The following is a 24,896-nucleotide window of genomic DNA, read 5'->3' as shown; positions in this document are numbered from 1 at the left end:
TGATGACTATTCTTATCCGGATTTAATGCGAATAGAATAACAATATCCAACCTTCAAAAGAAAAAATAATATTAAAACCTTCTTTTTACTTTGCTTTTAATCTTCGAATATTTACTTTTGTATTTGCGTTTTGTTTCGTTTTAACTGTGTAAGTCGTTAATAAAAGAAAGTAATATGACTCTAAAAGAAGAAATCGGCCGTTTAGAATACACTGCGGCTAAAACAAGAAAGAGACTGTTAGAGGTTGTTTATAATGCCAAGGCCGGTCATATCGGTGGTGGCTTATCTTCCTTGAACATGCTTACTGCCCTGTACTTTCATACATTGAAAGTCGATCCACAACATCCGAAGATGGAGAACCGCGATCGGTTCATTATGAGTAAAGGGCATTGCGTTGAGGCCCTTTATTGCATATTAGAAGAAAAAGGGTTTATCGCCACCGAACTTCTCAATACATATGGCGCTTATAAATCGCAACTGGCGGGACATCCTACCATAAAAGTCCCTGGAGTTGAGGTGAATACCGGCGCGTTGGGTCACGGACTTTCTGTCGGGGTCGGTTTAGCCATTGCTGCCAAGATGGATAAAAAAGACTATAAGACTTTCGTTTTAATGGGCGATGGCGAACAGGGCGAAGGCTCTATTTACGAAGCGGCTATGGCCGGTAGCCATTATAAACTTGATAATCTGGTCGCTATTATCGACCGGAACGGTCTACAGATCAGCGATACAACAGAAAACGTCATGTCGCTCGAACCCATGAAGGAACGTTGGACAGCCTTTGGCTGGGATGTTATCGAAGTGAATGGCGATGATATGACAAGTATCGTACAAACATTGGATGGTATTGATTTTCAGAACCATAAGCCGCATCTTATCATTTCGAGAACGACCAAAGGCAAAGGTATTTCCTGCATGGAAAATATCCTGAAATGGCACCATGGTGTACCCAGCGAGGAAGAGTACCGTAAAAGTGTAGAGGAACTCGAAACTGTAATAAACCATTGCAAAGTCCTCTAATCAAAAACTTTCGTATTGTAACTTCAATTGTAAATTGTAAATAGTCAAATTGTAAATGAGCAAGATGAATACCAAACAAACCATCCCATGCCGTCAGAGTTTCACTGATACACTGTTGGAACTAGGTAAAAAAGATAAAGACATTGTTGCCGTAACCTCCGATGCAAGAGGTTCGGTTACACTTGGCAATTTTGCCAAAGAACTTCCCGGACAATTCGTCGAAGTCGGAATTGCCGAACAAAACGCCGTAGGCGTAAGCGCCGGACTATCTATGGCCGGAAAGAAAGTATTTGTATGCGGACCCGCTTGCTTCTATGTGGCTCGTAGCCTGGAACAAGTAAAAGTAGATCTGGCTTACTCGCAGAACAATGTCAAGATACTTGGCGTGAGTGGGGGAGTGAGCTATGGCGCATTGGGCGCAACCCACCACAGTCTGCACGATATTGCCGTTCTCCGTACCTTCCCGGGTATGCACGTTGTTCTTCCATGCGATGTTCGCCAGACCCGGAAGCTGGTAGAGCAGTTGGTCGACTACAATCACCCCGTTTACGTCCGCGTAGGCCGTAACGCCGTTCCCGATGTATATCAGGACGATACGTTCGATTTTCAAATCGGCAAAGCCAATACCTTGATGGAAGGTAACGATCTTACCCTGATCGGTACCGGAGAAACTGTATACCACTGCTACGAAGCAGGTAAGAAACTCAAAGAACAAGGCATAAACGCCCGCGTTATTGATATGCACAGCCTGAAACCTGCTGATACAGAGGCAATCATCAAAGCAGCACGCGAAACCGGTAAGATCATTACGGTAGAGGAACACAGTATTTTTGGCGGACTGGGAGCTATTGTTGCCGAAACGGTAGTACAAAATCATCCGGTGCCCGTCAAAATATTAGGGATACCCGACGAGAATGCCATACATGGAAAACCTTTGGAAATCTTCCGCTATTACGGAATTGATGCTGAAGGCATATACCAGTCGGCTCTTGAATTCTATCGAAGCTAATGTACATGAAGAATTATATCATATCTGTTGACCAGAGCACATCGGCCACAAAAGCCGTGTTGTTCAACGATAAATGCGAGTTGGTTTATCGCTCTACCATTCCCCACGAACAGTATTATCCTGCTCCGGGATGGGTAGAACATGATCCGGAAGAAATCTATGCCAATACCCTCAGGGCAGTGAGGCAAGTAGTGGAAAGCGGAAATATCGAACCGGATGCCACATGCTCCATTGCGATTACCAACCAGCGTGAAACGGCAGTGGTCTGGAATCGGGAAACCGGAAAGCCGATTTATAATGCCGTTGTCTGGCAATGCCAACGCGGAGCGGATATCTGTGCAGATCTGGTTAGCCGTGGCTATTCCGAAACCATCAAGAGCAAAAGTGGCCTTGTTATCGACCCTTATTTCTCGGCAAGCGGCATGAAGTGGATACTCGACAATGTAGACGGTGCGCGCGAACTTGCCGGTCAGGACAAACTACTTGCAGGTACCATCGACTCCTGGCTACTCTGGAAATTCACAGAAGGAAAAGTGCACGCAACGGACTATACCAACGCTTCGCGCACACTTCTGTTCAATATCCACACCTTGGATTGGGACGACGAACTCCTGTCACTTTTCACCATTCCACGTTCCATGATGCCCGAGGCCAAACCTTGCGACTCCATCTTTGGCGAAAGCACTATACAAGATATCTTCCCCGCGCCCGTTGTCATTGCAGGTATGCTGGGCGACTCGCACGGTGCACTGGCCGGACAGATGTGTTTCGAACCCGGTATGGGTAAAAGCACCTACGGCACAGGTTCTTCTGTTATGGTTAACATTGGAGAAACTCCTGTTGAGGCTTCCGATGGCTTAGTTACTTCGGTTGGTTTTGCCGCCTGCGGAAACGTATATTACGCCTTTGAGGGTAATATCCATTGCACCGGCGCTACCATCAAATGGTTGGAAGAGCAATTGCAGCTTATTGGCAGTCCGCTCGAAGTAGAATCATTGGCAACAAGCATTCCCGATAATGGTGGCGTGTACTTCGTGCCCGCTTTTGCCGGATTAGGCGCTCCCTGGTGGGACCCACACGCCAAAGCTATGATTCATGGAATGACGTTGGGCACCGGAAAAGCTCATGTGGTAAGAGCAGCACTCGAAGCCATTGCTTATCAGGTAAAAGACCTGGTCGACCTGATGACTCGCCAGGCAGGAATCTCCTTGAAAGAATTACGTGTAGATGGTGGGCCAACACGGAATCACTTCCTCATGCAATTCCAGAGCGATATGCTGGAAGCTACCATCAATCGTTCGGGCATTGAAGAAGCATCCGCCCTCGGTGCTGTGGTAATGAATGGCTTGGCCAGAGGAATCTGGAAGTCTATGGAAGAAGTGGCTACCCTCCGGAATACCGAACAAATCATTTCCCCGCAGATGGATAGCGAAACCCGGGAAAGGCTTTATGGCGAATGGAATAATGCAATGCAGCGAGTATTATGAACTAATTAATATCAACCCATGAAGAATAAGAAAATAACTTTTGGAATTATTTTGGCTACGCGTAGTTACTTCAATTCCGCATTGGCTAAAGATGTGCGTGAGACGTTAACAAAAGTCCTCACCGAGAACAATTACGATTATGTGATTCTGAATGAAGAAGATACTCCAACCGGTTCGGGTAGTATGGAAACCCGTGAGGATGGAGTGAAATGTGCCGAACTCTTCAAGAAGAACCGCGAACGTATAGACGGTATTATCGTGACCCTGCCCAACTTTGGCTTTGAAATCGGTGTGATTAACGCCATTCAACTCGCCAACCTGAATGTGCCTATCCTTGTACAGGCATGCGATGATGATAATGATAAAGTCGATCTTGACAATCGTCGCGATGCTTTTTGCGGTAAGCTATCCGTATGCAACAATCTCTATCAATACGGCATTCCATTTACAGATACTACACTGCATACATATTCCATTAACAGTCCGCTGTTACTTGAAGATATCAACCGTTTTGCCGGAATCTGCCGAGTGGTAAATAACATCCGTGGTGCCCGCATTGGTGCTATCGGTGCCCGTCCGTCGGGATTCCAGACTGTACGTGCTTCGGAAAAGATTCTTCAACGCACAGGAATTACCGTTGTTCCGGTCGATCTGTCGGAAATTATCGGTGTAGCAGATGCGATTGGCGATGACGACAGCCAATTGCTCGACCGTATCAAAGAAATCCACGGCTACGCTATGGTGCCGGGCGGTTATGAGAAGAAACTGATGAAACAAGCTAAGTTCGGTTTAGCTGTCGAAAAATGGATTGCTGCCAATGATATTGATGCAGTAGCTATCCAATGCTGGGATTCACTGCAAACGAATTACGGTTGTGCCGCCTGTGTAACCATGAGTATGTTGGGCGATAAACTAATCCCAAGCGCTTGTGAGGTAGATATTGCCGGGGCCATCTCCATGTATGTCCTTACATTAGCATCGGGCAATGCTTCCGCCCTTGTTGACTGGAATAACAACTTTGCCGAAGAACGCAACAAATGTGTGTGTACGCACTGTGGTAACTTCCCCAAAAGCTTTGTCAACAACAAACTTGAACTGGGCAATCTAGGTGTATTGAGCCGTACGATGGGAACCGAGAATACTTTCGGTGCCGTAAAAGGTAAAGTAACTGCCGGTCCGTTCACCTATTTCCGTATCTCAACCGACGATCCGAAAGGTATCATCAAATCCTACCTGGGCGAAGGTAACCTGACCGACGACCCATACGCAATGGATGGCTGTATTGCCGTGACCGAGGTACCGAACCTTCAGAAACTAATGAAGTATATGTGTAAGAATGGTTTCGAACATCATGTGGCCATGTGCCGCGGTAATGTTCAGGACATTATTCTTGAAGCTGTCGAAACCTATCTGGGCTGGGATATTTATAATCACGAATAAATACTAACTAATGATTATTCTCTCTGTTTATCTGAAAGAACGGAGAGACGTTTTTTTGCCAGTAGCATTTGGAAGAAATGCTACTGGCATTCATTTCGGATGCTACTGGCATCCGGGTGAAATGCTACTAGCATCCGGCGCAAATGGTTACGGCATTTCATCGCCTCTTATGCCCAATGCCTGCATAACCGGATAAGCCAATAATTGCCAACTATAACTTATCACTCTTTCCGGCTTATTCATACCAAAAAGCGTAACCTCTTTTCCTTTGATTTCTTCTAACGCCGAGTGAATCGTTTCCTTGTTGTTTTGCTCAAACGGTACAACAATAACCCGTTTTACATCAACCGATTCGCCGACAATACGGAGCAAGTCGAAATACAAATCCTCCCGCGACACCATCTCTTCCAGCGACAGGCTGGCAAAGACAAACTCACCCAGACTATCCTGAAAAGCAACTCCATTCAGTTCCTTCTTCAAATCGGAGGGCATGCTGTCGCTTAGCTTCGGTGCCAATTCATCGTACACAAAAATAACCTGAATCTCCTTATTCCCCACAGGCATATTGGCATCCAGCGCCAGGTTGACAACGAACTGTGCCACATCCATCTTTTGCAGAGGGCGTTGCAGCATTTCTTCAAAATTCTTCTTAAAGTCCTTTACAATGGCATTCAACAATACAGCGTCTATCAATATAACTGTTTCCGGAAAGTTTATTTGGTTTTCTTTCATTCTCTTTCAGTGATTTTTATTCGTAATTGCAAAGATACAATAAACTCCTGTTTATCCATTCAAATTTGCCCTGTACTGACTTTTTGTCTCAAAAATGATGCACCTGTCTGCTAAATTGACATTATTTTATTTGTGGCAAATCTTTTGCGGCTTATTGGGTGTTATATACATAGAAAAGACGAAAGGAGATTACTTATATGAACTTTAATAATTTTACAATTAAATCGCAGGAGGCAGTACAAGAAGCACTGAACCATGCACAAAGCAAAGGTCAGCAGGCCATTGAGGCTGCACATTTGCTGTATGGCGTCATGAAAGTAGGAGAGAATGTGACCAACTTTATTTTTCAGAAACTGGGAATGAATGGTGGGCAAGTAGCCCTTGTGGTCGACCGACAGATCGAATCACTGCCCAAAGTTTCGGAAAATGGAAACCCCTATTTAAGCCGTGAGGCCAATGATGTACTCCAGAAAGCAACACACTACGCCAAAGAAATGGGCGACGAATACGTGTCGCTGGAACATATATTGTTAGGATTGTTGAATGTGAAGAGCACTGCATCCACCATCCTGAAAGATGCCGGTATGACCGATAAGGAACTGCGTGCCGCAATCAGTGAGCTGCGTAAGGGCGAGAAGGTGACATCACAATCCAGTGAAGACACTTATCAAAGCCTTGATAAATATGCTATTAACCTCAACGAGGCTGCACGGAACGGGAAACTCGATCCGGTTATCGGACGCGACGATGAAATCCGCCGCGTACTGCAAATCCTGAGTCGCCGTACCAAGAATAACCCTATACTGATCGGTGAACCGGGTACGGGTAAAACCGCTATTGTTGAAGGACTTGCACATCGTATCCTTCGCGGCGACGTACCCGAAAACCTGAAGGACAAGCAAATCTATTCACTTGATATGGGAGCGCTCGTTGCCGGAGCTAAATATAAAGGAGAGTTCGAGGAACGTCTGAAATCCGTTATATCCGAAGTCCAGAAGTCCGAAGGGCATATCATTCTCTTTATTGACGAGATTCATACTCTCGTAGGTGCCGGTAAGGGTGAGGGTGCAATGGACGCCGCCAACATTCTGAAACCCGCATTGGCACGTGGTGAATTGCGTTCCATCGGTGCAACTACCCTCGATGAATATCAAAAGTATTTTGAAAAAGATAAAGCACTCGAACGCCGCTTCCAAACCGTACAGGTAAACGAACCGGACACCATGAGCACCATCTCCATTCTGCGAGGATTGAAGGAACGTTATGAAACCCACCATAAAGTGCGGATCAAAGACGACGCCATCATTGCTGCCGTAGAGTTGAGCAACCGCTACATCACCGACCGTTTCCTTCCCGATAAGGCGATTGACTTGATGGACGAAGCCGCCGCCAAACTTCGTATGGAGGTAGATTCTGTTCCCGAAGGATTGGACGAAATATCACGTAGGATTACCCAGCTCGAAATTGAGCGTGAGGCAATTAAGCGCGAAAAAGATGAAGTCAAACTACAACAATTAAACAAAGATATTGCTGAACTGAAGGAACAGGAAAACTCGCTCAAAGCTAAATGGCAAAGCGAAAAGAACCTGATTAACAAGATTCAGCAAAACAAAGCCGAAATAGAAAACCTGAAGTTCGAAGCCGAAAAGGCCGAACGTGAAGGCGATTATGGTCGTGTAGCCGAAATTCGTTATGGTAAACTTCAAGCCTTGGAAAAAGAAATTGAAGATACACAACAAGAACTGTACACCATGCAGGGTGATGCCGCCATGATCAAGGAAGAAGTAGATGCCGAAGATATTGCCGATGTAGTATCTCGTTGGACAGGAATTCCTGTAAGCAAAATGCTTCAAAGTGAAAAGGATAAGCTGTTGCATCTGGAAGACGAATTGCACAAACGGGTGATCGGGCAAGATGAAGCCATCGAAGCCGTAGCCGATGCCGTGCGTCGTAGCCGTGCCGGTTTGCAAGACCCACGCCGACCCATTGGTTCGTTCATCTTCCTGGGAACTACCGGGGTAGGGAAGACCGAGTTGGCCAAAGCCCTTGCCGAATTCTTATTTGATGATGAAACCATGATGACCCGCATCGACATGAGCGAGTATCAGGAGAAACATTCTGTTTCCCGTCTGGTTGGTGCTCCTCCGGGATATGTGGGCTATGATGAAGGTGGTCAGCTGACGGAAGCCATTCGTCGCAAACCATACTCCGTTGTACTGTTCGACGAGATCGAAAAGGCCCACCCTGATGTATTCAACATCCTGTTGCAAGTGCTTGATGATGGCCGACTGACCGATAACAAAGGTCGTGTGGTGAACTTCAAAAACACCATCATTATTATGACTTCAAACATGGGAAGCTCCTATATTCAGAGTCAGATGGAGAAACTAAACGGCAAGAATAAGGATACGGTCATTGAGGAAACCAAGAACGAGGTGATGAATATGTTGAAGAAAACCATTCGTCCGGAATTCCTGAACCGTATTGACGAAACCATCATGTTCTTGCCATTGACCGAAGGAGAAATCAAGCAGGTTGTAAATCTCCAAATCAAGGGTGTACAAAAGATGCTTGCCGACAATGGGGTAGAATTGGAGTTGACCGATGCAGCATTAGACTTTCTGGCCGAAGCCGGGTACGATCCCGAATTTGGGGCCCGCCCGGTGAAGAGGGCCATCCAACGTTATTTGCTCAATGACTTGTCGAAGAAACTGTTGGCACAAGAGATCGATCGTAATAAACCGATCATTGTGGATGCTATAGAAGAGGATAAACTTTGGTTCCGGCAAACTCTATAAGAACTTAGGCAAAATTCTATAAGAATTGAGCGGAAAAACGAGGAACATAAATCCCGTGTTTTTCCGCTCATTCTATTTTTTAGTGTTTTTATTCGGCTACTGCTTCAGCATTGGAACCTGACTGCGCCGCCTCGCCGCCCTCGCCGTCTTCTTCATCTTTAGCCTGGAAATCAGTGATTCCGTTGGCAATAAGAATGTTATACCAGGAAATCAGTTTTTTGATATCATTAGCATATACTCTTTCGCGGTCGAAGTTAGGCAGAACCTCTCCCAGATAGTTACGAAGTTCATCTTGCGATGCCTTTTTTACATCCAGAGATGCGGCCGCACCGTTTTCTTTTTCTTTGATAGAAGTCAGAACATCCTTCAAAGGAACCTCTTCTTCGTCTGTATACATAGCGATATCTCCTAATGAGATAATCTTTTCATGACTATAAGCAGGAAAACGCTTCTTATCGGCTGATAGCGATTCAACAATTAACATGTTCTTTCCTTGAGATACAAGCTTATACAATCCCGGTTTTCCGGAGATGGACAAGATGGTCTTTAGCATAATATATTCAATTTTGTTTTAATGATTTCGTGCGCAAAAGTAACATTCGGCATTGACACCTGCAACGTAAATGGCGGAAAAATGCAGGTTTAAACAAAAATTAAATTTGTCCATAGAAACTTGTAGCGAAATCTGGAAATTAAGTCTGATTATTAAACCTGGCAGCAACAACTTGTAGTAAAGCTTCTATTTGCGGGATAATCGATTCTATATCATCATTGATAATTATATGGTGCGCTTGGGCCTTCTTTTTTTCATCACTCATCTGGCTCTCAATACGCTTAACTATGGCCTCTCTGGAACTGTTGTCACGTTTCATGGCGCGTTCTATTCTAAGTTCCCATGGCGCATACACCATGACAATATAATCCACATCATCGGCGAAACCGGCTTCAATTAATATGGCTGCTTCCATGGCAATGACCGGTGCTTGTTTATGCACATCTATCCATTGACGAAAATCTTCTTTTACCCGCGGATGAATGATTCCGTTTACTTTTTGTGCATGCTCCGGATCGCTGAATAAGTAGTTTGCCAGGAAAGGTTTGTTCAACTTTCCATTCCGGTATACTTCTTCACCTAATAAGTCTGTTAATTCACAGCGAATCTGTGGGTCTGTAGCGGTTAGTCTTTTGGATTCAGTATCTGCAATATAAACCGGTACACCCATAATTTCCAATAAATGGGAAACCACACTTTTGCCGCTTCCTATTCCTCCGGTGATTCCTAGTTTAATCGACATTAGTAGTGTTTACTTGTTCTATTAAAAAGTCAATCTCTTCCGGCGAAATGCGAACATGACTCACCCCATCAGGAATTGTTCTTAAAGTAAGTTTATACTTGTCAGAGGCGTTAAGGCGGAGCAATTCCTCATAAGGAATACGAATGATAAAATTCTCAGCTTCAATGTCTTTAAACTTACTTTTACCAACCTGAAAGGTTACTTTAACTTTGGAAGGGAATGTGCGTAGAATTTTGTCTCCCGGAAAATTGGCTCCTATTAAAGGTACTTCCACTGTCTTATCAATATATATATCCACAGGGAAAGTCACTCCGACAGTGTTCGGCACGAACTTCGCACCTTTTACAGCCCGGATATTTGCCTGATATTTCGTTGTATCGGAGATATCCTCTAAAGCAATTCTTTCTGTAAAAGCATATCTGATAGTGTCCAACAAAGCGGAAGGAGCATATACTAAAACAGAATCCGGATTATAGATTGTATCCGGAATGTAATATTGCCGGGCAGAAGATACTTTTCCTTGTAATTTAACCGGAACGTATTTGGATTTTCCGGTAGAATAGATATAATCCAGTGTGTCCGGGCGTACTGATAATAAGCGTGTTGAAGCATTTAACTGGCTGAGGATTTTCTTCTCAAACTCAGTGGCATAAATTTTAATATGGTTGTTTGTGCCCTTATAATCACTGAACTCCAGATTAACCGGATAGAAGTTCCTGGCTACCATATAGTTCAGTAATACTACTCCTTTATCTTTTACTCTTACTTTGAGTTCGGATGGAGGTTCGGATGTCATGACAACATTGTTCGGTACTCCCCTCAGGCGTACGGGCATAGTAAGATCTGCTTCATAATCATCGTTTAGCGTCTGGAGTAACCAGAATGCACCGGCGATGAAAAAGAAGAGTAAAAAAACAAAGAACTCTCTGCTTTGCTTACTGAGCAGAAAGTTCTTAATTCTTTTAGATAATCGCGAATAAAATATTTCTATTTTCCTACGATCAACCATAGATCTTTATTGCCTGAATTCTTACTTCTCAGTTTTAGTAGCAGCACCTTCGGCAGAAGCAAAAATAGAACTTTTATCTATTTTGATTTTCACATTATCTGCAATCTCAAGAACTACATGGTCATCTTTGATGTCTTTGATCTTTCCATGTATTCCACCGGCAGTAATTACTTTCTGGCCTACTTCAAGAGATTTGCGGAAATTAGCGATTTCTTTTTGTTTTTTGTTTTGCGGACGGATCATAAAGAAATACATGATAGCAAACATTGCGATCAACATGATCCACATCATATTGCCACCACCGCCAACCGGTGCTTCTGCTTGTAAGAAAGTGATTAGTAATAAGTTCATAATTAAAAAAATTAAATTTTGATTTTTAGTTTATAGTCTGCTTAAATCTGGCAGCGGCACCTTGCCGCTAGTTCTTTGTTAGCTTTCCATCTTTTTTCAGATGATTGACTATTCCATCCAGTGTACCATTGATGAAGCTACCGCTTTTAGGTGTACTGTATAATTTGGCTATTTCAACATATTCGTTGAGCGATACGCTAACCGGAATGTTAGGAAAACTCAGAACCTCGGCCAGTGCACATTGCATGATGATTACATCCATAAATGCTACACGGTCTATGTTCCAGTTCTTAACGTTCTCGCTGATGAGGTGACGATAATATTCTTCATTAAGAATAGTACGACGGAATAACCGGCGGGCAAACTCTTTGTCCTCTTCATCTTTAAATTCAGGCAAAAGGTCCTGATTTGCTCCCTGGCTCTCATCAAAACGCTTGATGGTTTTCAGTACGAATGTATCAACGATTTCTTTGTCATCATTCCAGTATAGACTTTGTTCTTCAAGTAATTGATCCAGCGAATCATTGTTGAAGATAAATGTCTTATAAAGTTTTCTCCACAACTCTCTGTCCGTATCATAAGAAGTTTCACTAGAAGTCATATACTCCTTATATATATCGGAAGTGATGATTTTATCGTATAATTCTTTGATGAAGTCTTGATTGTTATCCCACGTTTTTTTCTGGTTGGTTATAAACTCGTTCAACTGTATATTGATAGATAGTTGTGCGGCGAATTTGTTCTCCACGAACTTCATGTTAGGATACAAATCTTCTGTGGAAGGAGATAGTTTAGCTTTGGCCGCATCAATACGCTTTTGTGCATAGTTCGTCAACGCAATTATCAACATCAGGAGGTAGTTGTATAAATCGTAAGCTTTTGAAAGACTGAAGAATAATTCTTTCTCCGCTGAGTCTAAATTTTTACTTCCATTCTGATAGTAAGCATATACAATCTGTATAATCTTGAGACGAATAAGAACTCTGTTAATCATAATTCTGAATAAAAACTGTTATGTCAATTTGCAAAAGTAGATATTTTAATTGACTATTTGCAAATAAATCACATTTTTTAATGTACTAAATTCATTCTCTTCTCTTTTTCTTTTGACAGTTTAAAAAAAATAAGCAATTTTGAGGCCATTACAAAACAGACCGAACAATATGGAAGATTTCAAGAAGAAGAACGGTATGGATGCAAATGATAAAGAAATTGTATTTTCGAAGTCCGTTAAAGCCGGAAAACGCATTTACTATCTGGATGTAAAGAAGAATCGAAAAGACGAGCTTTTTCTAGCCATAACGGAAAGCAAGAAGGTGGTTTCAGGTGAAGGAGATACAACTCAGATTAATTTTGAGAAGCATAAAATCTTTTTATATAAGGAGGACTTTGAAAAGTTCGTTGGCGGACTATTGGAGACCATTGCTTTTATTAATGAGAACCAGAAAGAACCCATGGGATTGGGGTATTTTGAAAGAGGAAACAGGTCCGATATCTCCGAAATAGCACTTGCCGAAGATATGAAAGCCGAAGTTATGAATGGAGAGATCAAGATTGATATTGATTTTGAATAAGCTGTTTTTTTTGATAATTCAAAAAGAAAGTGTACTTTTGCACCGCTTTTTGCAGCATCGTGTGGGAGAAGACCGCATCGTGTGATGGTGAATTAAGCAAAATTAAACTTAATTTAGAGTAACACAATTAAAAAATGAAATCAATTGAAATTAAAGGAACTGCAAGAGAAATTGCAGCCCGTTCTTCGGAACAAGCCAAAGCATTGAAAGAAATTCGTAAAAACAATGGTGTGCCATGTGTACTTTACGGAGGTGGTGAAAATCTTCACTTCACTGTAACAAATGATATGTTACGTAATCTGGTATATACTCCAAGTATCTATTTGGTAAATCTGGATGTTGATGGAAAGAAAGTAAAAGCTATTTTGAAAGATATCCAATTCCATCCGGTTAAAGATACCATTCTTCACGTAGATTTCCTTGAAGTTATTGACAGTAAACCTATCGTAATGGAAGTGCCTGTACAACTGGAAGGACTTGCAGAAGGGGTTAAAGCAGGGGGTAAGATGACATTGCAGATGCGTAAGTTGAAAGTGAAAGCCCTTTATGATAAAGTTCCTGAAAAATTGGTAGTGAATGTTTCGCATCTGGGACTTGGTAAAACCATTCAGGTAGGCGAACTTTCTTATGACAACCTTGAGTTATTGAATTCAAAAGATAACGTAGTATGTGCTGTTAAGTTGACACGTGCTGCAAGAGGTCTCGCTGCAAAAGGAAAATAAATTAGTAGCTAGAAGTTAGTAACTAACTACTGAAATATGAAATACTTGATTGTAGGACTGGGCAATATTGGTGATGAATACCATAATACCCGTCACAATATAGGATTTATGGTATTGGACGCCCTTGCAAAGGCGTCCAATATTGTTTTTAGCGATAAGCGATACGGTGCTATCACCAGGCTTCCGTTAAAAGGACGGCAATTATTCTTGCTGAAACCCTCTACGTTTATGAATCTGAGTGGATTTGCTGTTCGCTATTATATGCAACAGGAGAAGATTCCTTTGGAAAACGTATTAGTGATAGTCGATGACCTGGCTCTTCCTTTCGGAACTCTTCGCTTGAAGGGTAAAGGTAGTGATGCCGGGCATAACGGTTTAAGACATATCGCTTTAACACTGGGGACGGAGAATTATGCCCGTCTGAAATTTGGTATCGGCAACAACTTCCCACGTGGTGGGCAGGTTGATTATGTCCTTAGTCCTTTTGATGAAAAGGATTGGGAAACCATAGATGAACGCCTGAAAACCGCAGGAGAAATTATAAAAAGTTTCTGTCTGGCGGGGATTGATATTACAATGAATCAATTTAATAAAAAGTAGCTAGTAGTTAGTAGTAAGGTTTATGGGAGAGACAAAAGGAGACTTGGGAGCAGCCCCTGGCTGCCGCTGTGCTCGCTGCGATAAGTGGTTGTGGGCTGCACGTATTTTTAAAACGCGTACAATCGCTGCCGAGGCATGTAAGAAAGGGCGTGTAATGATTAACGGATCTCAGGTAAAAGCTTCACGTATGATAAAAGTTGGAGAGGTGATTCAAGTGAAGAAACCACCTATTACTTATTCGTTTAAGGTGTTGCAAGCGATAGAGAAAAGGGTGGGGGCTAAGTTGGTGTCGGAAGTCATGGAAAACGTGACTACTCCCGATCAATACGAACTGCTGGAACTGAATAAAATTAGTGGTTTTGTTGATCGTGCCCGTGGTATGGGACGTCCTACAAAGAAAGATCGCCGGGATCTGGATGATTTTGTAGGTCCTGAGTTTATGGATGATTTTGACTTTGATTTTGATTTCGACGCAGAATAGATTGCGTTTTGTTTTCAATTTAATTAGCATGTTCTTATCTTTATCCTCTCTAAATACCTTATTATGAAATCTAAGATTGTTCTGATTCTCGTTTTAGGATTTGTTCTTTTCTCTTGCGAAAAAGAATATAGCTTATCACTATCTGTAGAAAGCGTTGAGTTTCCATTGGGCGGAGGTGAAGCCGAGTTCACGATCTCTTCCGATTTAAACTGGGTGCTGGAAGTTGATGATCCATGGGTGAGTATAAGCCAGACCTATGGTAAAGGGGATGCTGTTATAACCATTAAAGCTGGTGGAAATGACACGGGTGAAGATCGGACTACCGAATTGCATCTTTCTTCCGGAACAGAGATGATAAGAACAATGACCATTACGCAAAAACCCATCGGCCTTTCTTTAAGTGTTGGTGAAATGGTGTTTGATGTTAAAGGTACTCCTCAACAATTGACGGTTACCGCAAATGGCCAATGGGAGATAACTATTCCCGAAGGAGCGGAATGGTGTGTGCCGGATAAGACTACCGGAGTAGATAATGGGGTGGTTACCTTTACTCCCGCTCCCTACACGGAAGACGTATTAAGAAGCAAGAAAGCCATCGTATTTAATATCTCTAACCTGAAAACCGAACTGGTAGTCAGCCAGCAAAGTGATAAGGTATATCTTGACGGAGAAGTTATGGAATATCAGAGATTCTCTGCAACAGATGTGACAGTTCCTGTGAATCTGGTTATTCTGGGTGATGGCTTTATTGACGAAGATTATATGCCCGGCGGAGCCTTCGACAAGGAAGTGGATAAAGCCGTTGATGCTTTTTTTAGTGTAGAGCCTTATCCGACCTATAAAGATTATTTTAGTATATATAAGGTTGTTGCTTATTCTGAAGAAAGAGGAGCTACTGTGGAAAAGAACTTTGTCAATGAATCTGTCAGAAGGCAAGTTAAAAATACAGTCTTTAACTCTATTTTAGAAGGAGGGGAGAGCACGGGTATTAATTGTGATTATGAAACAGTATTTGATTATACCAGGAAGATTCCCGGCATTACGGAAAAAGACCTGCCCAATACAACTATTATTGTGATTATCAACCTGGATGTTCGTGCCGGAACTGCTTATATGTGGAATACAGGTGAATCCATTGCCATGTGTCCTGTTGGAGACTCTTTTTCCGGCATTGTTTTCCATGAAGCCGGCGGGCATGCTTTTGGTAAACTATATGACGAATATACCTACTACGCTGCTAGTTATCCTAGTCCCCAAGCTGCTAAGCTAGAAGAATATAGACAGGGAGATCCCTGGGCGTTTGGAGCTAACTTGTCATTAACCGATGATAGAAACGCGGTTCATTGGAAGCACTATTTTACCCAAAACGGTTATGAGAAGGTAGGGCTATACGAAGGTGCAGATAGTTATGCACGAGGTATATGGCGGCCAGAAGAAAAGAGTGGTATGGATAAAGAAACTCTACTGTATTTCAATGCGCCTTCGCGCGAAGCTATTGTCAGACGCATCATGACGATTAACGGCAAAGGGTTTAATCGTGACGAGTTTTACGCAAAAGATAAAACAGACTACCCTGCCACGCTCAGTAGGAGTGTAGCTGACAGGGCACCTCTTGCGCCTCCGGTTTTGATGAGGAAGCATTAATCATTTTTTCTGTACGCAACGTATTGGGAAGCCGATGGCACGCCCACGGTTTAGCCCGGTATCCGAACCTGAACTGCTGAAGGACATGGCATTAGCTACGGTAAGACCGGTGGATGCATTGATCCAGTAGTATCCGTGCGTGTCTTTCTCGGAAACTCCTTCGGAAAGGCGTTTCCCAGCTGCGGGATAGAACATCGTTCCGTTTTGGTTCAATCTACCCATTACACTGGTGCCTTGTATTTGACGTGTCACCCAACCGCTGGTATTCGTGTTCAACGGATCAAACCATGGCACAGCTGTTGGCATCATCCATCCACCCTTAACTCCGTTTTTCGATGCAAGCGTACAAGGATCGCCGAACCCGGTAGACGGAATGGTTGGCGGAAGTTGGGTGGTGGTAGCGTATTGGACTTTGTTCCAATCGTCGCCAATCGCACTGATGTTGTACTCGGCAGGAGCCCAAGCTATATGCGATGAGTTGAATGGTTCCGGACTTCCCTGAATACCAACGAGCGAACCCCATTTGAAATAAACAATGTATCCATCGCCATCGAGATTGAGCTCTCCTTCGGCGTTGACAACGAGAATGTTCTCAGGACCCTTAACGCCGGTTACCGGTGGTGTTCCGCTTATTGATTTCTGGGTAATGATGATAGCGGGGGTGGTTTCAACCTCAGCTTCAACACCCTTGAACTGAATGGAATAGACTTTACTATTCGTCTCCGATTGCAGCATTCCGGGAGCTGTGAATACTACGTATTGGCTCTGGAATCCATTTACTATACTGAAGTAATTGGACAGATCGCCCTCGTAAAGCATGCCGTCGATGGTAAGTTCCGGACGCCATGCTACCAAGTTGGAGTAAACAAAGAGGAGCACCGAGCCGCCTTGCTTAGATATGTTTCCACTGTATCCGCCATCTTCGAGTGCAGCCATGATGAGAGGTGAGGTTTGTAGTATTCGGTACATGCGGACTGCGGATGTACTTTCGGTTGATACGTGCCGGATGAGGAAGTCGCCCAGGCGGGTTTGGAATTCAAGATAAGCGCCTACTTCTATATAAATTTCGGTGACGCTTGCGGGGATGTTGGTGCAGTCGGCGACAGGCCTTGTTCCAGCGGCATCTTCGTACACATTCAGAAACATTGGGGCGTTCATAAAGTCGACCATATACGGTTGTGTGCTCGCTACCTCAATTTTTACGAGTTGGCGTGTGCCGTCTATTGATATCGGGAGGGTTGGATTGGGAAATGTCTGCAACTGGTATTTGGAATATTTATCCTGAGAGATAGTCATCTCTACCTCAAGCATATAACCTTTGACGGTAAAGGTGCTTTGGCGGGCGGGATCGTCGGTTATGACTGGAGCTGCGGTGATGGTGAGTATATAATCGGAGTACTTGTCTACCGTAGCAACCTTTTCTGCTTTCAGGCTGAAATGACGGTTCGACCAATGATTCTCTGCCAGCGTTTGCCAGATGCCATCACCCTGACCCGGTGCAAAGTCTGTGAAATTCTCGAATGTAAGTGTAGGTACGTTGGTTCTTATCTTGATTTCGTGCTGGCTGGGGGTGCCGAACTGTGTGAAATGTGCTTTTATACCCGAAAAACGGATCTCGTGTGTGCCATTCCATACTCCTTCCAGATATCCACCTTCGTTCCATTCAATCACCTCGGCTTCCAGGTTGGTAGGCCCTGTCTGGTAGGCATCTTTTACTGACGAAGAACCTTTACCGCTGATTTTACGGATGAGGAGTTTATATCTGTGGTTGCGCAACAGATCGAGGGGTTCTCTGTTTGTGTCGAGGAAATCTGCCCGGTAATAAGTGATTTCGCTGCTTGCATTATATTTTCCTCCGATGATGATGCATGGACGGTTGTTGCTATCTGTGCCGCTACTGGCTTCGACGGTGTAGATTACGCCATTAAGTGCTGTGCTGGGAATGGTAAAATCATCTGCACTGCTCCATTCGAGGCGTTCGTTGGGTTGCCAGCCATAAACTCCGTTAGGATTTGCGGGAAGGCTAGCCCGAAATGCGGCCCCACCGTTGGCGTCTGCCCAGTTACCATCAGTAGCGGTAACACCCGGTATCAGCCGGCCCGTCCTGTTGTAATTGTGCAGGCTGACGTAGGTAAGTTCAAATTCCTCCATCGGAATGCCTGGATAGATGGTTGGGTGTTCGGGGTCTTCGGTGCGTTGTACTTCAACGTCGATCTTGGCCAGCATCCGGTATAGGTTTACGGTTTTAACGATACTGGTCGATGATGTTTCTATTCGAGCGGCATTTAACATGCCCCACATCGGTATACGATATGCCGAGTTTGCATCATTGGGATTAACATTCCACTTGCCGCTTGAAATGTGGATTAGTGCAGTTTGCAAAGCTGATTTGTTGAAGCCAAGATCCAGGAAGCCTTTAGAGTAAATGTCCATGCCAAGAGCGTCTTCCATTGTATGAATGATGTCTTCGGAGTTGGCCAATACCCATAGGTCCCATTCTCCTGAATGCAGTTCGACGGTAAACTGCTTGGTGGTACCCGTTCCCTGAGGGGGTGCAACTGATTTGCCTACGTGTCTGAGGTGGGTATTCCATTGATTGTCAGATCCTTTATCGAATGCAAACACAACGATTCCTGATACTTCGTTTTCATGCTGAGCGTGCAAGGCGCGTGATGCTGGAACGGTGTTTCCGGAAATCCGTACATCCAGTCTGACAAGCGCATTACCGTTGGCCGGTTCGCCACCGGCTTCCGATAAAACCTCGTTTGTGCATGACCATAGCCCTATGACTACTGTAAGTAGAAACAGGGTTTTGGGTATAATGAATCTGACAATCATTCTATATTATATCGTAAATATTACCACTCCGGATAAAGGGTATTTGCTTTCCAGTCGATGATCTTGATTTCGACGTATCCCATAACCGTACTGCCCGATTCGGGAAGATCGGTAACCTGCTTTTCGTAATCTGAGATGTCGATGTTTAGGGTATATACATTTCCAGACTTGGCAGTACTGAACTGGTTGCCCGCGCCACCAGACGATGAGGTACTGTATTGGGCCACAGTAGCATACTTATCTGTAGGCGATTCCTGCCCACCGACTTCCAGGCTAGTGAAATGTAATACGATATGCGGCATTGAGGTGGGTAGGAAGTTGTAAGCCCAATAGTTATCGGTTGTTGCGGGAGTGGCCGCCCCGGCTTTGAGGTCTACAGGGGTAAGGATGTCGCTCATGGTGGGGTAGTCTGTATACCCACCGGCCGGATATTTAGACTTGTTAATACCCTTATCGACCAAATCGCCGGGAGTTAATGTAAAACCTGCATCCATACTGTGATAGAAACTGTTGATGTAGATACCGGCTAATGTGAGTTTGCTGACGCGACTGTCCGAACAACTGATTTCACCAATCTGCAAACGGCATCCGATAGGGGCTACGTCAAATTTAGATTCGAGCCTATCGGGGTTGGATACACCGGGAACTACGTCACCTTTTCCGTAAACGGGAACTTTAGCCACATCGTTGGCGGCGTTCTGAATGTCGCTCAAGGTCCATGTAAGTGCTTCTATACTGGCCAGGCTACCGCCTTTTCGCGCTACGGAAGCGATACCCGAAATAGAGGAGCCAAGGTTTCCGTAAAGATATACATTTTTTGTACTGGCCGGGATGCCTTCGATTATGGCTCCGGTTTTCAGGTCGGATACCGTAACCTCACCGTCTCCGGCTGTGGTGCTTACAATTTTAATTACCTGGCCGATCTCGTCGCCCGAAGTAAAGATGAGATAACCGTCCGAAAAAGTGACGGTCTTGTCGGACATATCAGCGCCTTCGGCACGGCTCGTCACATTGTGCTTCCCGATCTGAATGAAGAATGATTTGCTTTCATTCGTGTTATGAACAGGCGCATAATCATGTTTACTGCATGACACAAACATTAATATAGCTACAAGTGCTGTAGCAAGGATAGGGTAAACTTTCATTGATTCTCCTTTTTAAATTAAGTATAGTTTTGAACTTGCAAAGTTATTGAATCGACCGTGGTGAGTCAAGCCATAGAGTGACAAACGGATTGCATGTTATTGGCAATAATTGATTATGCGTTTCTGGCGTTTTACGATTTAGTCAGAAAATGACTATAAGCCTGTCGTAAATTGATCAGATTATGCCACAAGACATTTTTTTATTAACTTTGTAGTGTATTTAAGCAACCTAACCTGGTGAAATTATGAAGAATAAATGTTTGAGTTCCGAGTTCTTGTTTCAGTTGGAGAAAATGCGCACAACACGACCTGCTCTTGTTCATGAAATCTCTGATATACTTAATATGGATGAAAATTCAGTCTACCGGAGACTCCGGGGGGCTGTGAAATTCAGCGTGGATGAGATCGGGAAACTGGCCCGGCACTATCATCTTTCATTAGACGAACTGTTGTCGGCATACCCGGAGGGTGGCTACGAGGCGTGGAAGATGGATTTGCTGTTGATTGCCGATAAGGATGGTTTGGACCCGGATGCAATAGAGCGGAATATTCCTCTGATTAATGAGTTCCCGAACTCGCAATGTACCGAACTTGGGGGATCTTTAGGGTCACTGACCAGGCATTTTTATATGCATCACAAACACCTGTGGAGGTTTATGCATTTTAAGTGGGGGCGTTATTACAGCAATGTCAATACATATAGCTCCTTCGATGCAGTGCAGATATCGCCCAAACTGGCCGATTTGTTTGAAGTGCACCTGTCGAGATGGAAAAACATTAAATACGCTTTCTTTATATGGGATAGCCTGATTTTTCAGAAGCTGGTAAATGATATCCGGTATTATAAGAGTATGGATTTGCTGACGGAAGAGAATGTGTTGTTGATCAAACAAGATATAATCGAACTGTTGGATGTGTGTGAGAAAGCGGCTATTGAAGGACGATGTCGGGACATTGTCGAAAGATTCGAGATCTACATCTCTCCCATAAATATAGATACCTCGCAAGTGTATTTGCGCTATGGAGAACATTGGAATTACTCCATTGAGGTCCATGGCATAAGGCCGATAATTACCTCAAAACCAAACGTTTGCAAAGAATTCTCGCAAAGCATAAACCGGCTTAAAAATGCTTCGGTATTAATCTCCAAAAGTGCCGAAAGGGAACGTAGAAGGTTTTTCAATCAGCAATACGAGTTGCTGAATTCTCTTTAGTGGTAATGAGATACTTTCTCGTCGGGTTTCTGCTATATAGCACAGCAACCATGAGAAACTTTCTCACGCCGAATGAGAAAGTTTCTCAAAGCGAGCGAGAAACTTTCTCATTTATAAACTGCAATGGCTGTTATAATGCCTCTTTGATTTTTCTGATCATTTCCTGATATTCGGCATCCGTCAGGTATACTTTTCCCGGATTCATCTGAAAGGTTGCTCCATAGTCGGGACCATCCACGTATTTGGGTGCCAGATGGAAGTGTAAGTGAGATAATTTATCGGAATAAGCACCGTAATTGATTTTCTCGGGATGGAATACTTTGTCCATTGCGCGGGTGACACGGGTTACATCGGCCATAAACGCGTTGCGCTCTTCGTCGCTCAATTCAAACATGTCGTTTACATGTCCGTTGTATGCAACCAGGCATCTGCCGTGGTAAGTCTGTTCTTTAAAAAGGAATACGCGCGAAACGCTGAGTGGCGCTATCTCAATCATTAAACTATGTAGCGTCTCGTTGTTTTGGCAATACAAACATTCTTTAGGATCACTTTTCATGATATTATCGTTTTAATTAGTTGATAGCCCAAATGTAGCGGTTTTATCGGTTATTTGATGTTGATTTTTTGTTCTTTTTCATTTGCTAAATGCTATTTTTCTGCCGTTATGTCATTCTTTTCAGAAAGTTCTGTCAGATACCCGCTAAAAAAATCTGCCACTATTAACTTAATATTTTATCATACCTATTTGGCATGCCATTTGTGATAGATTTGTCGTCCGGATGTTGTGAACTATTCTCGCACTGAGATGTTATTCCAACAACACGGGGCAACATCAAGAAAAATATAACATAGAAATATAAACAAATAAAAATATAAATTAGTTATGGGAAAAATAATTGGTATTGACTTAGGAACTACAAACTCATGCGTTTCGGTGTTCGAAGGTAACGAGCCGGTAGTAATTTCAAATAGTGAAGGAAAACGCACCACTCCTTCTATTGTAGCATTTGTTGATGGTGGCGAACGTAAAGTAGGCGATCCTGCAAAACGTCAGGCTATCACTAACCCTAAAAGAACCGTGTATTCTATCAAACGTTTCATGGGCGAAAACTGGGATCAGGTGCAAAAAGAAGTGAACCGCGTTCCTTATAAAGTAGTAAACGAAAACAATATGCCTCGTGTAGATATTGACGGACGTCTGTATACTCCACAGGAAATCTCGGCCATGATCCTTCAGAAGATGAAGAAAACCGCTGAAGATTATCTGGGTCAGGAAGTAACAGAAGCCGTTATCACCGTTCCTGCATATTTCTCCGACTCTCAACGTCAGGCCACGAAAGAAGCCGGACAAATTGCCGGTCTGGAAGTAAAACGTATCGTAAACGAACCTACTGCCGCTGCTTTGGCATACGGTATTGACAAAGCACACAAAGACATGAAGATCGCTGTATTCGACCTCGGTGGTGGTACATTCGATATCTCTATCCTTGAGTTTGGTGGCGGTGTATTCGAAGTTCTTTCAACGAACGGTGATACTCACCTGGGTGGTGACGACTTTGACCAGGTAATCATCAACTGGCTGGCCGAAGAATTTAAAAATGACGAAGGTGCCGACCTTACTAAAGATCCGATGGCGCTGCAACGTCTGAAAGAAGCTGCCGAAAAAGCAAAGATTGAACTCTCTTCTACCACAAGTACAGAAATCAATCTGCCATATATCATGCCGGTAGACGGTGTGCCTAAGCACTTAGTTAAAACACTGACCCGTGCTAAATTCGAATCATTGGCTCACGGCCTGATCCAGGCTTGTTTGGAACCATGTAAGAAAGCAATGAGCGATGCAGGTCTTGGCAACTCGGATATCGACGAAGTCATCCTTGTAGGTGGCTCTTCACGTATCCCTGCCGTACAGAAACTGGTAGAAGATTTCTTCGGTAAAGCTCCTTCAAAAGGCGTAAACCCCGACGAAGTAGTAGCCGTAGGTGCTGCCGTACAAGGTGCTGTATTAACAGACGAAATCAAAGGCGTAGTATTGCTTGACGTTACTCCATTGTCAATGGGTATCGAAACCTTAGGCGGTGTAATGACCAAGATGATCGATGCCAACACAACCATTCCGGCCCGTAAAACAGAAACATTCTCGACTGCTGCCGACAATCAAACCGAAGTAACCATCCATGTACTTCAGGGAGAACGTCCGATGGCCTCACAGAACAAATCAATCGGTCAGTTCAACCTGACAGGTATTGCTCCTGCACGTCGTGGCGTTCCTCAAATTGAAGTTGCTTTCGATATTGACGCTAATGGTATCCTGAAAGTATCTGCCAAAGATAAAGCCACCGGTAAAGAGCAAGTGATCCGCATCGAAGCATCCAGTGGACTGAGCAAGGAAGAAATCGAAAAGATGAAAGCCGAAGCAGATGCTAACGCCGAAGCAGATAAGAAAGAACGTGAAAAGATTGACAAGCTTAACCAAGCTGACAGCATGATCTTCCAAACCGAAAAACAATTGGAAGAACTAGGTGATAAACTCCCTGCTGACAAGAAAGCTCCGATTGAAGCTGCTTTAACCAAGCTGAAAGATGCTCATAAAGCACAAGATCTGCCAACTATCGATTCTGCAATGGCCGAACTGAATACTGCATTCCAGTCTGCAAGTGCTGATATGTATGCGCAAGCCGGAGCACAGCCGGGAGCAGGGGGACCAAGTACTGATCCAAATGCTGGACAAGCCGGAGGAGGTTCATCGTCATCTAATGATGGAGATAATATTCAGGATGCAGATTTTGAAGAAGTGAAGTAAAAGTATCCGAAACGATAAATAAAAATAAAGAAGCCGCAGTAAATTGATTGATTTACTGCGGCTTTTGTGTTATCTTTGAGATATTATAATTCTGTTTTGCGCCAAATAACAAGCAAATTATTAAATAATGACCAAAGAAGTTACCAGACTACCCAAATTTGATATCTTATCAGAAGATGGAGATTCCATAGAATACAATTATGGTCATATATACCAGATTGAAGAAACAACTCAATCGGATAGACTTGTTGTTGGGGTAGATGAAAATCAGACAGATTTACTTCTAGAGTTTGCTAAAACCCTTCATCCACCATATTACGTTTTATATGTACTCATTGTTTCCCATTTGGATAACGAATGTGCAAGGTATGAGTCTCCACTTTTCGATACACTAGAATCCCTTAGTTGCTTCTTAAATAAATATTCCGAATTCTTTGAGACCGATGGTAGACATCATATTTGGGTCGGCACAATAGATGATTCGGGACTTCTGGTTTACGACCATCATAATGTTATCTATGCTTATGGAAACCAGGAAAACTACACTCGCATATTAACAGCGAAAGGATTCAGGGAAGAAGATTTTTATTTCCCGGATAGACATTGCCACTACTTTCACTCCGAAAACGATAAGTTTGAAGAGGCTATATTTAATGAGTTCGACTGGCAGATCTTCCCACTTGGAGAGAATGATGAATATTTGTGAGATTATATTCCTACATTTTTCTTCTTAT

22 protein-coding genes are annotated in these 24,896 nt (G+C 43.4%); 13 read left to right on the top strand and 9 right to left on the bottom strand.

Going from position 1 to position 24,896, the window contains the following annotated elements:
* The first annotated feature begins 174 nt into the window (after positions 1-174).
* The 4 genes from D0T87_RS17760 (at position 175) to D0T87_RS17745 (ending at position 4,956) form a co-directional block, all read left to right on the top strand.
* Complete coding sequence (locus D0T87_RS17760) at positions 175-1,020, top strand: transketolase (protein WP_163176509.1); 846 nt, start codon at positions 175-177, stop codon at positions 1,018-1,020.
* 64 nt (positions 1,021-1,084) lie between these two features.
* Entirely contained in the window at positions 1,085-2,029 is a 945-nt protein-coding gene (locus D0T87_RS17755) for a transketolase family protein (RefSeq protein WP_163176535.1), read from the top strand.
* A gap of 5 nt (positions 2,030-2,034) precedes the next feature.
* Positions 2,035-3,516 carry a glycerol kinase GlpK gene (glpK, locus tag D0T87_RS17750; RefSeq protein WP_163176507.1) on the top strand — a complete coding sequence of 494 codons (1,482 nt, stop codon included), beginning with the start codon at positions 2,035-2,037 and terminating at the stop codon, positions 3,514-3,516.
* 18 nt (positions 3,517-3,534) lie between these two features.
* Positions 3,535-4,956 carry an L-fucose/L-arabinose isomerase family protein gene (locus tag D0T87_RS17745; protein WP_163176505.1) on the top strand — a complete coding sequence of 474 codons (1,422 nt, stop codon included), beginning with the start codon at positions 3,535-3,537 and terminating at the stop codon, positions 4,954-4,956.
* 147 nt (positions 4,957-5,103) lie between these two features.
* Here the strand turns inward: D0T87_RS17745 and D0T87_RS17740 are convergent, their stop codons facing one another.
* Positions 5,104-5,688, bottom strand: a complete 585-nt coding sequence (locus D0T87_RS17740) for a DUF6621 family protein (RefSeq protein ID WP_163176503.1) — start codon at positions 5,686-5,688, stop codon at positions 5,104-5,106.
* 197 nt (positions 5,689-5,885) lie between these two features.
* On the opposite strand from D0T87_RS17740, the gene clpB reads away from it, so the two are divergent.
* A complete protein-coding gene (clpB, locus tag D0T87_RS17735; protein WP_163176500.1) occupies positions 5,886-8,486 on the top strand; it encodes an ATP-dependent chaperone ClpB in 2,601 nt (866 codons plus the stop codon).
* Positions 8,487-8,574: 88 nt separating this feature from the next.
* On the opposite strand, the gene D0T87_RS17730 is transcribed toward clpB, so the two are convergent.
* The 5 genes from D0T87_RS17730 to nusB all read right to left on the bottom strand — a co-directional run bounded on the left by D0T87_RS17730 (position 8,575) and on the right by nusB (position 12,135).
* Positions 8,575-9,039 carry a DUF5606 domain-containing protein gene (locus D0T87_RS17730; protein ID WP_163176498.1) on the bottom strand — a complete coding sequence of 155 codons (465 nt, stop codon included), beginning with the start codon at positions 9,037-9,039 and terminating at the stop codon, positions 8,575-8,577.
* 139 nt (positions 9,040-9,178) lie between these two features.
* Complete coding sequence (gene coaE, locus D0T87_RS17725; protein WP_163176496.1) at positions 9,179-9,781, bottom strand: dephospho-CoA kinase; 603 nt, start codon at positions 9,779-9,781, stop codon at positions 9,179-9,181.
* Entirely contained in the window at positions 9,771-10,790 is a 1,020-nt protein-coding gene (locus D0T87_RS17720; RefSeq protein ID WP_163176494.1) for a CdaR family protein, read from the bottom strand. The genes coaE and D0T87_RS17720 overlap by 11 nt, the downstream gene beginning before the upstream one ends.
* Positions 10,791-10,811: 21 nt before the next feature.
* Entirely contained in the window at positions 10,812-11,141 is a 330-nt protein-coding gene (yajC, locus tag D0T87_RS17715; protein ID WP_163176492.1) for a preprotein translocase subunit YajC, read from the bottom strand.
* Positions 11,142-11,208: 67 nt separating this feature from the next.
* Positions 11,209-12,135, bottom strand: coding sequence for a transcription antitermination factor NusB (gene nusB / locus D0T87_RS17710; protein WP_163176489.1), 927 nt, complete (start codon positions 12,133-12,135; stop codon positions 11,209-11,211).
* A 169-nt stretch (positions 12,136-12,304) separates the two neighbouring features.
* On the opposite strand from nusB, the gene D0T87_RS17705 reads away from it, so the two are divergent.
* The 5 genes from D0T87_RS17705 (at position 12,305) to D0T87_RS17685 (ending at position 16,162) form a co-directional block, all read left to right on the top strand.
* Complete coding sequence (locus tag D0T87_RS17705; protein WP_163176487.1) at positions 12,305-12,715, top strand: DUF3276 family protein; 411 nt, start codon at positions 12,305-12,307, stop codon at positions 12,713-12,715.
* Between the two features lie 134 nt (positions 12,716-12,849).
* Positions 12,850-13,437: a 50S ribosomal protein L25/general stress protein Ctc gene (locus D0T87_RS17700; RefSeq protein WP_163176485.1), complete on the top strand. Its 588-nt coding sequence runs from the start codon at positions 12,850-12,852 to the stop codon at positions 13,435-13,437.
* Between the two features lie 36 nt (positions 13,438-13,473).
* Positions 13,474-14,037, top strand: a complete 564-nt coding sequence (gene pth, locus D0T87_RS17695) for an aminoacyl-tRNA hydrolase (RefSeq protein ID WP_163176483.1) — start codon at positions 13,474-13,476, stop codon at positions 14,035-14,037.
* A gap of 22 nt (positions 14,038-14,059) precedes the next feature.
* A complete protein-coding gene (locus D0T87_RS17690; protein ID WP_163176481.1) occupies positions 14,060-14,518 on the top strand; it encodes an RNA-binding S4 domain-containing protein in 459 nt (152 codons plus the stop codon).
* Positions 14,519-14,581: 63 nt separating this feature from the next.
* Positions 14,582-16,162 (top strand): M64 family metallopeptidase, encoded by a 1,581-nt coding sequence (locus tag D0T87_RS17685; RefSeq protein WP_163176479.1) that lies wholly within the window; start codon positions 14,582-14,584, stop codon positions 16,160-16,162.
* Here D0T87_RS17685 and D0T87_RS17680 read toward each other — a convergent pair whose 3' ends face one another.
* Together D0T87_RS17680 and D0T87_RS17675 are read right to left on the bottom strand one after the other, a co-directional pair.
* Positions 16,163-19,000 carry a hypothetical protein gene (locus D0T87_RS17680; RefSeq protein WP_163176477.1) on the bottom strand — a complete coding sequence of 946 codons (2,838 nt, stop codon included), beginning with the start codon at positions 18,998-19,000 and terminating at the stop codon, positions 16,163-16,165.
* 20 nt (positions 19,001-19,020) lie between these two features.
* A complete protein-coding gene (locus tag D0T87_RS17675) occupies positions 19,021-20,145 on the bottom strand; it encodes a hypothetical protein (protein ID WP_163176474.1) in 1,125 nt (374 codons plus the stop codon).
* A gap of 245 nt (positions 20,146-20,390) precedes the next feature.
* On the opposite strand from D0T87_RS17675, the gene D0T87_RS17670 reads away from it, so the two are divergent.
* Positions 20,391-21,359, top strand: coding sequence for a helix-turn-helix domain-containing protein (locus D0T87_RS17670; RefSeq protein ID WP_163176472.1), 969 nt, complete (start codon positions 20,391-20,393; stop codon positions 21,357-21,359).
* Positions 21,360-21,489: 130 nt separating this feature from the next.
* Here D0T87_RS17670 and D0T87_RS17665 read toward each other — a convergent pair whose 3' ends face one another.
* Positions 21,490-21,915, bottom strand: coding sequence for an HIT family protein (locus D0T87_RS17665; RefSeq protein ID WP_163176470.1), 426 nt, complete (start codon positions 21,913-21,915; stop codon positions 21,490-21,492).
* A gap of 327 nt (positions 21,916-22,242) precedes the next feature.
* Here D0T87_RS17665 and dnaK point away from each other — a divergent pair, with 327 nt between their 5' ends.
* A complete protein-coding gene (gene dnaK, locus D0T87_RS17660) occupies positions 22,243-24,162 on the top strand; it encodes a molecular chaperone DnaK (protein ID WP_163176468.1) in 1,920 nt (639 codons plus the stop codon).
* A gap of 127 nt (positions 24,163-24,289) precedes the next feature.
* Positions 24,290-24,868 carry a hypothetical protein gene (locus D0T87_RS17655; RefSeq protein ID WP_163176460.1) on the top strand — a complete coding sequence of 193 codons (579 nt, stop codon included), beginning with the start codon at positions 24,290-24,292 and terminating at the stop codon, positions 24,866-24,868.
* Positions 24,869-24,896 lie beyond the last annotated feature (28 nt).

The organism is Bacteroides sp. 51 (assembly GCF_010500965.1).
In the GTDB taxonomy this organism is placed as follows: Bacteria; Bacteroidota; Bacteroidia; order Bacteroidales; family Bacteroidaceae; genus Bacteroides.
Note: the sequence above shows the minus strand (reverse complement) of the source record. Positions and strands in the feature narration are given on the sequence as shown.

Coding starts and splice junctions, on each gene's coding strand:
- D0T87_RS17760 (WP_163176509.1), top strand. CDS start 175: ATGACTCTAAAAGAAGAAATCGGCCGTTTAGAATACACTGCGGCTAAA.
- D0T87_RS17755 (WP_163176535.1), top strand. CDS start 1,085: ATGAATACCAAACAAACCATCCCATGCCGTCAGAGTTTCACTGATACA.
- glpK (WP_163176507.1), top strand. CDS start 2,035: ATGAAGAATTATATCATATCTGTTGACCAGAGCACATCGGCCACAAAA.
- D0T87_RS17745 (WP_163176505.1), top strand. CDS start 3,535: ATGAAGAATAAGAAAATAACTTTTGGAATTATTTTGGCTACGCGTAGT.
- D0T87_RS17740 (WP_163176503.1), bottom strand. CDS start 5,688: ATGAAAGAAAACCAAATAAACTTTCCGGAAACAGTTATATTGATAGAC.
- clpB (WP_163176500.1), top strand. CDS start 5,886: ATGAACTTTAATAATTTTACAATTAAATCGCAGGAGGCAGTACAAGAA.
- D0T87_RS17730 (WP_163176498.1), bottom strand. CDS start 9,039: ATGCTAAAGACCATCTTGTCCATCTCCGGAAAACCGGGATTGTATAAG.
- coaE (WP_163176496.1), bottom strand. CDS start 9,781: ATGTCGATTAAACTAGGAATCACCGGAGGAATAGGAAGCGGCAAAAGT.
- D0T87_RS17720 (WP_163176494.1), bottom strand. CDS start 10,790: ATGGTTGATCGTAGGAAAATAGAAATATTTTATTCGCGATTATCTAAA.
- yajC (WP_163176492.1), bottom strand. CDS start 11,141: ATGAACTTATTACTAATCACTTTCTTACAAGCAGAAGCACCGGTTGGC.
- nusB (WP_163176489.1), bottom strand. CDS start 12,135: ATGATTAACAGAGTTCTTATTCGTCTCAAGATTATACAGATTGTATAT.
- D0T87_RS17705 (WP_163176487.1), top strand. CDS start 12,305: ATGGAAGATTTCAAGAAGAAGAACGGTATGGATGCAAATGATAAAGAA.
- D0T87_RS17700 (WP_163176485.1), top strand. CDS start 12,850: ATGAAATCAATTGAAATTAAAGGAACTGCAAGAGAAATTGCAGCCCGT.
- pth (WP_163176483.1), top strand. CDS start 13,474: ATGAAATACTTGATTGTAGGACTGGGCAATATTGGTGATGAATACCAT.
- D0T87_RS17690 (WP_163176481.1), top strand. CDS start 14,060: ATGGGAGAGACAAAAGGAGACTTGGGAGCAGCCCCTGGCTGCCGCTGT.
- D0T87_RS17685 (WP_163176479.1), top strand. CDS start 14,582: ATGAAATCTAAGATTGTTCTGATTCTCGTTTTAGGATTTGTTCTTTTC.
- D0T87_RS17680 (WP_163176477.1), bottom strand. CDS start 19,000: ATGATTGTCAGATTCATTATACCCAAAACCCTGTTTCTACTTACAGTA.
- D0T87_RS17675 (WP_163176474.1), bottom strand. CDS start 20,145: ATGAAAGTTTACCCTATCCTTGCTACAGCACTTGTAGCTATATTAATG.
- D0T87_RS17670 (WP_163176472.1), top strand. CDS start 20,391: ATGAAGAATAAATGTTTGAGTTCCGAGTTCTTGTTTCAGTTGGAGAAA.
- D0T87_RS17665 (WP_163176470.1), bottom strand. CDS start 21,915: ATGAAAAGTGATCCTAAAGAATGTTTGTATTGCCAAAACAACGAGACG.
- dnaK (WP_163176468.1), top strand. CDS start 22,243: ATGGGAAAAATAATTGGTATTGACTTAGGAACTACAAACTCATGCGTT.
- D0T87_RS17655 (WP_163176460.1), top strand. CDS start 24,290: ATGACCAAAGAAGTTACCAGACTACCCAAATTTGATATCTTATCAGAA.